The sequence below is a fragment of the Mycobacterium sp. genome (assembly GCF_049683935.1).
GTDB lineage: Bacteria > Actinomycetota > Actinomycetes > Mycobacteriales > Mycobacteriaceae > Mycobacterium.
Genome location: NZ_JBAUJR010000028.1, coordinates 1 through 11,313 on the forward strand (window position 1 = coordinate 1; position 11,313 = coordinate 11,313).

Consider the following 11,313-nt stretch of genomic DNA (forward strand, 5'->3'; position numbering starts at 1 on the left):
CCATCGCGGACCCGTCGCGCAGGGTCTGCGCCGGATCGACGCCGTCGACTCCCGCGGCGTCGAGCATCTCGCCGGCCAACGCCAGCGTCAGCTCGACGACGTCGTCGGGTCCGCCGCCCTCGAGCACTTCGAGCGACTCGACGACCTCGACGGCGTTACCCGCGGTCCGGCCCAGCGGGATCTCCATGTCGGTGAGCAGCGCCCGGGTGAGCAGCCCGTGCTCGGTGCCCAGATCCACCATGGTGCGCGCCAGCTCTCGCGACTCGGCCTCGGTCGCCAGAAACGCACCCGACCCGACCTTGCAGTCGAGCACCAGTGCCCGGGTGCCCTCGGCGATCTTCTTGCTCATCACCGAGCTGGCGATCAGCGGCAGCGACTCGGTGGTGCCGGTGACGTCGCGCAGCGCATAGATCTTGCGGTCCGCGGGGGCCAGCTCACCGGCCGCGAAGATCGCCGCGCCGAGATCGCAGAGCTGTTGGCGGATCTGGCTTTTGGAGATCTCCGCGGTGAAGCCGGGGATCGACTCCAATTTGTCCAGGGTGCCTCCGGTGTGGCCGAGTCCGCGACCCGCGGCCTGGGGAACCGCACCACCACAGGCCATCACCACCGGCACCAGCGGGATGGTGATCTTGTCGCCGACGCCGCCGGTGGAATGCTTGTCCACCAACGCCAGCGGTTTCCCGTCGCGGCGCAGATCCGAGAAATCGAGACGCTCCCCCGAATCGACCATCGCGGCGGTCCACCGGGCGATCTCGGCGGTGGTCATACCGCGCAGGAAGATCGCCATCAGCAGCGCCGACATCTGCGCGTCGGCGACACGGCCGTGGGTGTAGGCGTCGATCACCCAGTCGATGGCGTCGTCGCCGAGGACCCCGCCGTCGCGTTTGGTCCGGATGAGCGTCGGGGCGTCGAAGTCGGGCGCACCGTCGAAAGTGAACTGCGTCACGGTGATTCCCCACCACGGCTGCGGGCCAGATCGTCGGGGCCGAAGGCGTCGGGCAGCAGTTCGGACAGCTTGCGCGGGCCGTGCGGGTGGTCGATGAGCATGTCCGGCCCGCCGTGCTCGAGGAGCACCTGACGACAGCGGCCGCACGGCATCAGAGCCCCGCCGTCGGGGCCCACACAGGCGAGCGCGACCAGGCGTCCGCCACCGCCGGAATGTAGGGCGCAGACCACTGCACACTCGGCACAGAGACCCAGACCATATGAGACATTCTCCACATTGCATCCGGTCACCGTTCGGTCATCATCGACCAGTGCCGCCGCCCCCACCCGGAATCCCGAATAGGGCGCGTAGGCATGCTCAGAGCAGTCGATTGCCTTGCTGCGCAACATGTTCCAGTCGATCTCCGAGCTCATGTCCCACCGTCCGAATCGATTCTGAATCCATTCCGAAAACTTCGTTCCGTGAGCAACGTCCTAGATAGTCGACCCTAACTTCGGCCCCCGATCCAGACATATGGCCCACACGCTAGTTCGTTCAACAGTACAAAGGGGTTTAGAGTCGCTCCGAGGTTTGGAGCAGCGGCCCAGGGCCACGCCTACCGGGAGCCTGTGGGACCCCCGCCCCGAGCGTCCACCGATGGCGTTGGAGGCCAGATGAGTACTCAGACATCGAGTCTGACAACCGGGAGCGGCGACGTGCCCGCTCCGCGGTCCGAGGCGCGGAGGTGGACCCTCTACCGCGGCGATCCGGGCATGTGGTCGTGGGTGCTGCACCGCATCACCGGCGCGACCATCTTCTTCTTCCTGTTCGTCCATGTGCTCGACACCGCGTTGGTCCGGGTCAGCCCGCAGGCCTACAACGAGATCATCGAGACGTACAAGACGCCGATCATCGGACTGATGGAGATCGGCCTCGTCGCCGCCGTTCTCTACCACGCCCTCAACGGGGTGCGCATCATCCTGATCGATTTCTGGCAACACGGTCCCAAGTACCAGCGACTGATGCTGTGGGTCGTCGCGGGCGTCTGGATCGCGGTCTTCACCGCAGCGATCGGGGTCATCGGCATGCACATGGTGGAGCGGTTCCTGTGAGCGCGTCGGTGAAGGGCGAAAACCCTTACGACCACATCAGCGATCGCGGCGGTCCGGCGCCGGTGATGCAGCGCAGCCACGACCGGCCCGCCGGCCTGGACAATCCCCGCGCGCCCCGCCGCGCGGGCGGGATGCCCAACTTCGAGAAGTACACCTGGCTGTTCATGCGGTTCTCGGGCGTCGTGCTCGTTTTCCTGGCCCTCGGACACCTGTTCATCATGCTGATGTGGGAAAACGGGGTGTACCGCATCGACTTCAACTTCGTCGCGCAACGCTGGGCGTCGCCGTTCTGGCAGACCTGGGACCTGTTGCTGCTGTGGCTGGCGCAACTGCACGGCGGCAACGGGATGCGCACGATCATCGCCGACTACACCCGAAAAGACTCCACGAAGTTCTGGCTCAACACATTGCTGGCGCTGTCGATGGCGTTCACCCTGGTACTGGGCACCTACGTGCTGCTGACCTTCGACGCGACGATCTCTTGATCTGCAGGGAGCAACGATGATTCAGGAACATCGCTACGACGTCGTCATCGTCGGTGCCGGCGGGGCGGGCATGCGCGCGGCCGTCGAAGCCGGCCCCCGGGCCCGCACCGCGGTGCTGACCAAGCTCTACCCGACCCGGTCGCACACCGGCGCGGCCCAGGGCGGCATGTGCGCCGCGCTGGCCAACGTCGAAGAGGACAACTGGGAGTGGCACACCTTCGACACCGTCAAGGGCGGCGACTACCTGGCCGACCAGGATGCCGTCGAGATCATGGCCAAGGAAGCCATCGACGCGGTGCTCGACCTCGAGAAGATGGGGATGCCTTTCAACCGCACCCCCGAGGGCCGCATCGACCAGCGCCGCTTCGGCGGGCACACCCGTGACCACGGCAAGGCCCCGGTGCGACGCGCGTGTTACGCCGCCGACCGCACCGGCCACATGATCCTGCAGACGCTGTATCAGAACTGCGTCAAGCACGACGTCGAGTTCTTCAACGAGTTCTACGCACTCGACATCACCCTGACCGACACCCCGTCCGGCCCGGTGGCCACCGGCGTCGTCGCCTACGAACTGGCGACCGGTGACATCCACGTCTTCCACGCCAAGGCGATCGTGTTCGCCACCGGCGGTTCAGGCCGGATGTACAAGACCACATCGAACGCCCACACCCTGACCGGCGACGGGCTGGGAATCATCTTCCGCAAGGGACTTCCCTTGGAGGACATGGAGTTCCACCAGTTCCACCCGACAGGCCTGGCGGGCCTGGGCATCCTGATCTCCGAAGCGGTGCGCGGCGAGGGCGGCCGCCTGCTCAACGGCGAGGGTGAGCGGTTCATGGAGCGCTACGCGCCGACGATCGTCGACCTGGCGCCCCGCGACATCGTGGCCCGGTCGATGGTGCTCGAGGTGCTCGAGGGTCGCGGCGCCGGCCCCAACAAGGACTACGTCTACATCGACGTGCGCCACCTCGGCGCCGACGTGCTCGAGGCCAAACTGCCCGACATCACCGAGTTCGCCCGCACCTACCTCGGGGTGGACCCGGTCAAGGAACTCGTGCCGGTGTACCCGACGTGTCACTACGTGATGGGCGGAATCCCGACCACCGTCAACGGTCAGGTGCTCTCCGACAACACCACCGTCGTCCCCGGCCTGTACGCCGCGGGCGAGTGTGCGTGTGTGTCGGTTCACGGCGCCAACCGCCTGGGCACCAACTCACTGCTCGACATCAACGTGTTCGGTCGTCGCGCCGGAATCGCCGCCGCGAACTACGCACTCGGCCACGACTTCGTCGACATGCCGTCGAAGCCGGCGGAGATGGTGACCAACTGGGTGGGCGACATCCTCTCCGAGCACGGCAACGAACGCGTCGCCGACATCCGGGGCGCACTGCAGCAGTCGATGGACAACAACGCCGCGGTGTTCCGCACCGAGGAGACCCTCAAGCAGGCGATGACCGACATCCACGCACTCAAGGAGCGCTACGCGCGAATCACGGTGCAGGACAAGGGCAAGCGCTACAACAGTGATCTGCTCGAGGCGATCGAACTCGGCTTCCTGCTCGAGCTCGCCGAGGTCACCGTGGCCGGAGCGCTCAATCGCAAGGAGTCGCGCGGCGGGCACGCCCGCGAGGACTACCCCAACCGCGACGACACCAACTACATGCGCCACACGATGGCCTACAAGGAGGGCTCCGATCTGCTCTCCGACATCCGATTGGACTACAAGCCCGTGACACAGACGCGGTACGAGCCGATGGAACGGAAGTACTGATGACTGCACCCACGATCGACAAGCAGGAGACCCCGCCCGTGCCCGAGGGCGCGGTGATGGTGACGCTGAAGATCGCCCGGTTCAACCCGGAAGACCCCGACGCGGCGGGCTGGCAGAGCTTCCGCGTGCCGTGCCTTCCGTCGGATCGGCTGCTCAACCTGCTGCACTACGTCAAGTGGTATCTCGACGGGACCCTGACGTTCCGGCGGTCCTGCGCGCACGGCGTGTGCGGGTCGGACGCCATGCGCATCAACGGCGTCAACCGGCTGGCCTGCAAGGTGCTGATGCGCGACATGCTGCCCAAGAAGGCCTCCAAGCAGCTGACCATCACCATCGAGCCGATCCGCGGCCTGCCGGTGGAGAAGGATCTGATCGTCGACATGGAGCCGTTCTTCGACGCGTTCCGGGCGATCAAGCCGTACCTGATGACCACCGGCAATCAGCCGACCCGCGAGCGGATCCAGAGCCAGACCGACCGGGCCCGCTACGACGACACCACCAAGTGCATCCTGTGCGCGTGCTGCACCACCAGCTGCCCGGTCTACTGGAGCGAGGGTTCGTACTTCGGGCCGGCGGCGATCGTCAACGCCCACCGGTTCATCTTCGATTCGCGCGACGAGGGGGCCGCCGAGCGGCTCGACATCCTCAACGACGTCGACGGGGTGTGGCGCTGCCGGACCACGTTCAACTGCACCGAGTCCTGCCCGCGTGGCATCCAGGTGACCAAGGCGATCCAAGAGGTCAAGCGCGCCCTGATGTTCGCGCGCTAGTTCTCTTTTCTCGGCGAATCAGGCGCGTTCCGCGACGCTGAGCGTCACTCAGCGCGCCGGATTCGCGGGTTCGGAGTCGGCCTCGGCCTCGTCGTCGGCCTCGGGTTCGGAGTCGGCCTCGTCCCCGTCGTCGGCTTCCGGCCGCGGGTCCTCGCCGGCCCGTAGGCTCACCTGCTCGTCGTAGTAGCGCAGGATCACCGCAAGCGCGGCGGCCACCGGGACGGCCAGGAACGCCCCGATGATGCCGAACACCGTGGCGCCCAGTGTCACCGACAGCAGCACGATCACCGCGTGCAGATTCATCGACTTCGACTGCAACCACGGCTGCAGCACATTGCCCTCGAACTGCTGCACCGCCACGATGATGCCCAGCACGATGAGCGCGTCCACCGGACCGTTCGACACCAACGCGACCAGTACCGCAAGACCACCGGCGACGAACGCACCGACGATGGGGACGAAGCCGCCGATGAACGTGATGATCGCCAGGGCGTAGGCCAGCGGCACCCCGAGAATCACCAGGCCGATGCCGATGAGCACCGCGTCCACCAAGCTGACCAGCGCCTGTGTCCGGATGAAGCCTCCGATGGTCGACCAGATTCGCTCGAGAATTGCCGCGACGTGCGGTGCGGCGGGCCTGCCGACGGTGCGACGCAGCCAGGGCAGGAACCGCGGGCCGTCTTTGAGTAGGAAGAAACTCACCACGATGGCGGTGAACAGGGTCACCAGCGCCGACGTCGCGGCGCCCACCCCGGTGAACAGCCCCGTCGCGATCTGCGCGCTGCTCGAGTTCACGGTGTCGTTGATCGCCGCGACCGCTGAATTCAGTTGCGCTTCACTGATGTTCAGCGGCGGACCGCCAAGCCAATCCCGCACCTGCACGACGCCGGCCGTGGCCTGCTCGGCCAACTCACCGGACTGATCGACGATCGCCGGAGTCACTGCCGCCACCACACCGGCGATCACCACCACGGCGAGCAACAGGGTCATCAGCACCGCCGCCGCCGGCGGCAGGCCCTTTTTTCGCAACCACCGAACCGGCGGCCACAGCACCGTGCAGGCGATCACCGCCAGCAGCACGGGCAGGACGATCACCCATGTCTTGCCGATCACCCACGAGAGCACCCACAGACCGGCCGCCACCGCGACGAACTGCACCGCGACCGTCGCACTCGAGCGGAGATGGGCGCTGAAGATCGGCCCACGCGCGCCGACAGCCGATGTCTTTTCGTCCACCCGCCTGTTCTACCCGTCGCGCGCCCTCTCAAGCACGCCGAAGTCACAGACGCCGGGACAGGAAATCGCGGATCAGCGCGGTCACCTCGTCGAACGCGCTCTCCAGCAGGAAGTGGCCGCCGTCGAGGAGGTGGATCTCGGCGTCGACGGCGTCGTCAGCGAAGGCGCGCGCACCGTCCGGCCCGAAGAACGGGTCCTTGTCGCCCCACACCGCCAGCAGCGGAACTGCGCTGGCGCGCAGGTAGTCATGCAGCGACGGATAGAGCTTGGGGTTCGTCGCATAGTCCAGGAAGAGCTTGAGCTGGATCAGGTCGTTGCCGGGACGCGACAGCAGCGCGAAGTCGTGGTGCCACGTGTCGGGGCTGACCACGCTCTCGTCGGGCACACCGGCGACGTACTGCGTCCTGGTGGCCTCATAGCTCAGGAACTCGCGCAGCGCCGCCGCCGTCTCCGGTGTCTGCTCGCGCTGGTAGTTCCACACCGGCACCCAACCGTCGGTGACGAAGCCGGCGTCGTAGCCGTTGCCGTTCTGCGTGATGATCGCGGTGATGGCCTGTGGGTCTCGCAGCGCCAGCCGCCAGCCCACGGGCGCGCCGTAGTCCTGCACGTAGATCGCATAGCGCGCGACGCCGAGCTCGGTCAGCAGGCCCGCGACCGATTCGGCCAGGGCGTCGAAGGTGTAGTCGAAGTCGTCGACCGACGGAGCGTCGGTGTAGCCGAAACCGAGGAAGTCCGGAGCGATCACCCGGTAGCGGTCGGCGAGCGCGGGGATCAGGTTGCGGAACATGAACGAGCTCGTCGGGAATCCGTGCAGCAACACGATCACCGGGGCGTCGGGAGCACCCGCCTCGCGATAGAAGACCTGGCGTCCGTCGATCGTGGCGTAGCGGTGGTGAACGGTTTCCATACTAACTCCTCAACTGGGTTTGACTGGTTAGTCCGATTGAACCCGGGTTCGTGTAACCTGTCAATAGTCTTTTGGAGGTTAGTTATGGATGTGTATGCGACGGGCGCCGACGACGAGGCATTCCTCCTCGACCTGCTCAACACGACGCCGGTGATCGACGGGGTCCCGACCGACGCACTCGCCGACGTCGCGGCCGCTGCGCCCTGGATGACCGCATACGGGATCCCCGCGACCGCCGCGGCATGGACGGCCCTCACCGACGCCCGCGCCGCGGTGCAGGCCGTCGTCCGCGGCGACCAACCCGCGGTGACGCTGCAACCGTTCCTGGACTGCGCCCGCCTGGTCCCGACCGCGAGCGAGGCCGGCGTGACCTGGCGACTCGACGTCGACGACGCCGCCGCCGGTGCCGCGAGGGCCGTGCTCGCCTGGGACGGGCTGCGAATCACCAGCCCGGGACGACTGCGCCCGTGCGCCAACACCGAGTGCCATCTGTTCCTCATCGACCGGAGCAAGCCCAACACCGCCCGGTGGTGCTCGATGGCGATCTGCGGCAACCGCATGAAGGCCCGCCGCCACTACCAGCGCAGTCGCGGCTGACTGTCACACTTTCGCCGGCTGTCTCGTCTGACAGGTATGACAACAACCCGCATCGCTCCCCTGGCCCCCGCCCAGACCTCGCTGCCGACCCGGCTGATCTACCGCGTGTTGAAGCGGCGGTTCGGCGAAGTCCCGGAACCGTTCGCCGTCGGAGCCCACCATCGACGTCTGCTGCTCGCCAACGCCGTCCACGAGGGCATGGTGGGTTCCGCGTCGACGAAGCTGCCTGCCAGCGTGCGCGAGCTGGCGGTGTTCTGGACTGCACGAACGATCGGATGCTCGTGGTGTGTCGACTTCGGCTCGATGCTGCAGCGACTGGACGGTCTCGATGTCGAAAGGCTCAAGCACGTCGACGATTACGCGACCTCTGCGCTGTTCAGTGACGACGAGCGGGCCGCGATCGCCTACGCCGATGTGATGACGACCGACCCGCACGCCGTGACCGATGAGCAGGTGGCCGATCTGCGTGCTCGTTTCGGCGACGACGGGGTCCTCGAGCTCAGCTATCACATCGGCTTGGAGAACATGCGGGCCCGGATGTACTCGGCGCTGGGCATCACCGAACAGGGCTTCAACTCCGGCGACGCATGCCGGGTGCCCTGGGCTGGGTGACATTTCGGTAGCGTTCGGCGGCGACGCTGCGCGCGGCGATATGACAGGCGGTGCAAACCCCACAACGACCCCCATCGATTTGGGTATCGTTCGCCCATGGCCGACCTGCTCGAGCTACTCGCCCCGCAGTGCATCGAACTCGACGTGGCAGCCGACACCTGGCAGGAATCGATCGTCGCGGCCGGCGGACTGCTGGAACGCGACGGCATCGCCGATGCGACCTATACGCAGTCGATGGTCGACAACGTCGAATCCAACGGCCCCTATATCGTGGTGGCGCCGGGATTCGCCTTCGCCCACGCGAGACCGTCCGCTGCGGTCAAGCGCACCGGTATGTCCTGGGTCCGGCTGGCCAATCCAGTTGCCTTCGGGCACAAGACCAATGATCCGGTTTCGCTGGTCGTCGCGCTGGCCGCCACCGATTCCGGTGCGCACAACACCGCGATGGCCGAACTGGCCAAACTGCTGGGCGATCCGGACAGACGCGCAGCCTTGGACACCGCTGCGACCCCTGCCGATTTGCTGGTCGCTCTGGGCGGTTCGGCGCCCTCTTCCCGGGCGGCGGCCGCCGACACCCCACCGGCCAAGAACCTGATCCTGACCGTCTGCGGAAATGGGTTGGGCACCAGCCTGTTTCTGAAGAACACGCTGGAGCAGGTGCTGTCCACCTGGGGCTGGGCGCCGTTCATCAGAGTCGAGGCCACCGACACCATCTCGGCCAAGGGCAGGGCCAAGGAAGCCGACCTGATTCTGACCTCCGGTGAGATCGCCCGAACCCTCGGCGACGTCGGCGTACCGGTGAAGGTGATCGAGAACTTCACCTCCACGGGCGAGGTGGACAAAACCCTGCGCGACTCCTACGACATCTGAGAACACGAAGGGGTTCATTGTGGATTGGCTGGTCGGCATCGCCGAGTTCTTCGTAAACGAAATTCTCTCTGTACCAGCCTATCTCATTGGCATCATCACTGCGGTCGGCCTGATCGCGCTGCGCAAATCCACCGGACAGGTGATCGGCGGAGCACTGAAGGCCACGCTTGGCTTCCTGCTGATCGGCGCGGGGGCAACCCTGGTGACCTCGTCCCTGGAGCCGCTGGGGGTGATGATCGAGGGCGCAACCGGTAGCCAGGGAGTGGTGCCCACCAACGAGGCCATCGTCGGCATCGCACAGGACCAGTTCGGTGGCCAGGTTGCCTGGTTGATGATCCTCGGCTTTGCCATCAGCCTGATCTTGGCCCGGTTCACCCCGCTGCACTACGTGTTCCTGACGGGCCATCACACGCTGTTCATGGCCACACTGCTGACGATCGTGCTGGCCACCTCCGGCCTGTCCGCGACCACGGTCGTGCTGGTGGGTGGTCTGCTGCTGGGTGTCGTGATGGTCGCACTGCCGGCGATCTCCCAACCGTGGACCAAGCGCATCACCGGTGACGACAGCATCGCGATCGGGCACTTCGGCACGCTGGGCTACATCGCTTCGGGCATCACCGGTCGGTTCGTCGGCGGCGCCAAGAGCCGGTCCACGGAGGACCTCAAGCTGCCGGAATCCCTCCGCTTTCTCCGGGATTCGATGGTGGCGACAGCGCTGTCGATGGTGCTGATGTATGTGATCGTCTCGCTGGTCTATCTCGCCAGGGCGGGCCAGGACACGGCGTTCGAGGCGTTCGCCGACGACACCGGCGCCGGTGCGGCCAGCGGAGTCGGCAACTACGTGATGCTGGGCGTGACGCAGGGCCTGAGCTTCGGTGTCGCGGTCGCGGTGATCCTGTTCGGAGTTCGCACCATCCTCGGCGAACTGGTGCCTGCGTTCCAGGGCATCGCCAAACGGATCGTCCCTGGCGCGGTACCCGCTCTGGACGCACCGATCGTTTTCCCCTTCGCGCAGAATGCGGTGCTGATCGGGTTCATCTCCAGCTTCGTGGCCGGGCTGGCCGGCCTGGCCGTGCTGTCGCTGTGGCTGGGTCCGGCGTTCGGCTGGGTGCTGGTGCTGCCCGGTTTGGTCCCGCACTTCTTCACCGGTGGCGCCGCCGGCGTTTACGGCAACGCCACCGGCGGACGTCGGGGCGCCATCGCCGGCGGTTTTGTCAACGGTCTGCTGATCACCTTCCTGCCGGCCTTGCTGGTGCGCGTGCTCGGCGCCTTCGGCGAGGAGAACACCACCTTCGGCGACGCCGACTTCGGCTGGTACGGAATCCTGCTGGGCAACGCCGCCAAACTGGGCACGGTCTGGGGGGTGGTGGTGATGTTGTTGATCGCCGCCGCACTGCTCGGGCTGGCCATCGCCGTGCAGCGCAAGCTCGTCGACACCGGTTGGGATCCGTCGCCGGGTCGCGCCCCCGTCGAGTCCGCCGGGTCCGGCGATGGCGAGGAGGTCACCGAGGTCGCCGGTTCACGCAGCTACCCGAAGATCCCGATTCCCAAGGGCGCGCCGGCACCGCCACCGCCTCCGGGGTGACATTTCGGCAGCGCTCGCGGTGCAAGGGAGAGGCACTGAACTTGTCCGGGTTGGCGATGTCGTACACCGCGATCACCCGTCCACTGTGCACCGTCAGCGCCTGGATGCGCGGCGAGAGGACCGGCCACTCGCCGGTGGTCTCGGCACCGGCCGTGTAGACGCCCAACTCGCCGTTGACCAGACCGGGCCTGCCGCTGGACAACAACCGCGGCCTGTACCGCTGCGCCAGCCCCAGCAGGAACCGCGCCACCTTGTCGCTGCCGTGGATGACGCGCGCCGCCGTCGGCGCGCGCCCATTCGAGTCGCCGGTGAACGTCACGTCGGGATGCAGCACCGCGACGACAGCGCCGAGATCACCGGAAGCCATGGCCGCCAACAGCTTTCCCACCACTTCATCGTGATCGGCAGCGGGCGGGGGCGCATCGCGGACCGCGCGGCGGGCC

The 11,313-nt window shown here is 66.7% G+C and carries 12 protein-coding genes and 1 pseudogene; 8 read left to right on the forward strand and 5 right to left on the reverse strand.

Annotated elements, in window-relative coordinates; translation table 11 throughout:
• A partial coding sequence (locus WA965_RS01680; protein ID WP_526446968.1) for a thymidine phosphorylase occupies nucleotides 1-946 on the reverse strand: 946 nt, incomplete at its 3' end.
• Nucleotides 943-1,359 carry a cytidine deaminase gene (locus WA965_RS01685; protein WP_526299578.1) on the reverse strand — a complete coding sequence of 139 codons (417 nt, stop codon included), beginning with the start codon at nucleotides 1,357-1,359 and terminating at the stop codon, nucleotides 943-945. The genes WA965_RS01680 and WA965_RS01685, both read right to left, overlap by 4 nt.
• 339 nt (nucleotides 1,360-1,698) lie before the next feature.
• Here WA965_RS01685 and sdhC point away from each other — a divergent pair, with 339 nt between their 5' ends.
• The 4 genes from sdhC (at nucleotide 1,699) to WA965_RS01705 (ending at nucleotide 5,063) form a co-directional block, all read left to right on the forward strand.
• On the forward strand, nucleotides 1,699-2,037 hold the full coding sequence (sdhC, locus tag WA965_RS01690; RefSeq protein WP_526299580.1) for a succinate dehydrogenase, cytochrome b556 subunit: 339 nt from the start codon (nucleotides 1,699-1,701) through the stop codon (nucleotides 2,035-2,037).
• A gap of 65 nt (nucleotides 2,038-2,102) precedes the next feature.
• Nucleotides 2,103-2,522, forward strand: coding sequence for a succinate dehydrogenase hydrophobic membrane anchor subunit (locus WA965_RS01695; RefSeq protein WP_526299582.1), 420 nt, complete (start codon nucleotides 2,103-2,105; stop codon nucleotides 2,520-2,522).
• 16 nt (nucleotides 2,523-2,538) lie between these two features.
• Nucleotides 2,539-4,293: a succinate dehydrogenase flavoprotein subunit gene (gene sdhA / locus WA965_RS01700; protein ID WP_526446970.1), complete on the forward strand. Its 1,755-nt coding sequence runs from the start codon at nucleotides 2,539-2,541 to the stop codon at nucleotides 4,291-4,293.
• Nucleotides 4,293-5,063: a succinate dehydrogenase/fumarate reductase iron-sulfur subunit gene (locus tag WA965_RS01705; RefSeq protein ID WP_526294727.1), complete on the forward strand. Its 771-nt coding sequence runs from the start codon at nucleotides 4,293-4,295 to the stop codon at nucleotides 5,061-5,063. Before sdhA ends, WA965_RS01705 begins: the two co-directional genes overlap by 1 nt.
• 48 nt (nucleotides 5,064-5,111) lie before the next feature.
• Here WA965_RS01705 and WA965_RS01710 read toward each other — a convergent pair whose 3' ends face one another.
• Together WA965_RS01710 and WA965_RS01715 are read right to left on the reverse strand one after the other, a co-directional pair.
• Nucleotides 5,112-6,299 carry an AI-2E family transporter gene (locus tag WA965_RS01710; RefSeq protein ID WP_526294729.1) on the reverse strand — a complete coding sequence of 396 codons (1,188 nt, stop codon included), beginning with the start codon at nucleotides 6,297-6,299 and terminating at the stop codon, nucleotides 5,112-5,114.
• A 43-nt stretch (nucleotides 6,300-6,342) separates the two neighbouring features.
• Nucleotides 6,343-7,206 (reverse strand): alpha/beta fold hydrolase, encoded by an 864-nt coding sequence (locus WA965_RS01715; RefSeq protein ID WP_526294731.1) that lies wholly within the window; start codon nucleotides 7,204-7,206, stop codon nucleotides 6,343-6,345.
• Nucleotides 7,207-7,290: 84 nt separating this feature from the next.
• Between WA965_RS01715 and WA965_RS01720 the strand changes: the two genes are divergently transcribed.
• From WA965_RS01720 to ulaA, 4 genes and pseudogenes are all read left to right on the forward strand, one after another.
• Complete coding sequence (locus WA965_RS01720; protein WP_526446972.1) at nucleotides 7,291-7,803, forward strand: CGNR zinc finger domain-containing protein; 513 nt, start codon at nucleotides 7,291-7,293, stop codon at nucleotides 7,801-7,803.
• Between the two features lie 21 nt (nucleotides 7,804-7,824).
• Nucleotides 7,825-8,415 (forward strand): annotated as a pseudogene (locus tag WA965_RS01725) (carboxymuconolactone decarboxylase family protein); the annotation flags it as partial.
• Nucleotides 8,416-8,511: 96 nt separating this feature from the next.
• The gene (locus WA965_RS01730) at nucleotides 8,512-9,285 is read left to right on the forward strand and encodes a PTS sugar transporter subunit IIAB (RefSeq protein ID WP_526297460.1); all 774 of its coding nucleotides are present in this window, start codon (nucleotides 8,512-8,514) and stop codon (nucleotides 9,283-9,285) included.
• Nucleotides 9,286-9,304: 19 nt separating this feature from the next.
• Nucleotides 9,305-10,870: a PTS ascorbate transporter subunit IIC gene (gene ulaA, locus WA965_RS01735; RefSeq protein WP_526297462.1), complete on the forward strand. Its 1,566-nt coding sequence runs from the start codon at nucleotides 9,305-9,307 to the stop codon at nucleotides 10,868-10,870.
• Here the strand turns inward: ulaA and WA965_RS01740 are convergent.
• Nucleotides 10,788-11,313: nuclear transport factor 2 family protein (locus tag WA965_RS01740; RefSeq protein ID WP_526446974.1), on the reverse strand; the 526-nt coding region annotated here is incomplete at its 5' end. The genes ulaA and WA965_RS01740 overlap by 83 nt on opposite strands.

Coding starts and splice junctions, on each gene's coding strand:
- WA965_RS01705 (WP_526294727.1), top strand. CDS start 4,293: ATGACTGCACCCACGATCGACAAGCAGGAGACCCCGCCCGTGCCCGAG.
- WA965_RS01730 (WP_526297460.1), top strand. CDS start 8,512: ATGGCCGACCTGCTCGAGCTACTCGCCCCGCAGTGCATCGAACTCGAC.
- sdhA (WP_526446970.1), top strand. CDS start 2,539: ATGATTCAGGAACATCGCTACGACGTCGTCATCGTCGGTGCCGGCGGG.
- WA965_RS01695 (WP_526299582.1), top strand. CDS start 2,103: ATGCAGCGCAGCCACGACCGGCCCGCCGGCCTGGACAATCCCCGCGCG.
- WA965_RS01720 (WP_526446972.1), top strand. CDS start 7,291: ATGGATGTGTATGCGACGGGCGCCGACGACGAGGCATTCCTCCTCGAC.
- WA965_RS01685 (WP_526299578.1), bottom strand. CDS start 1,359: ATGAGCTCGGAGATCGACTGGAACATGTTGCGCAGCAAGGCAATCGAC.
- sdhC (WP_526299580.1), top strand. CDS start 1,699: ATGTGGTCGTGGGTGCTGCACCGCATCACCGGCGCGACCATCTTCTTC.
- WA965_RS01715 (WP_526294731.1), bottom strand. CDS start 7,206: ATGGAAACCGTTCACCACCGCTACGCCACGATCGACGGACGCCAGGTC.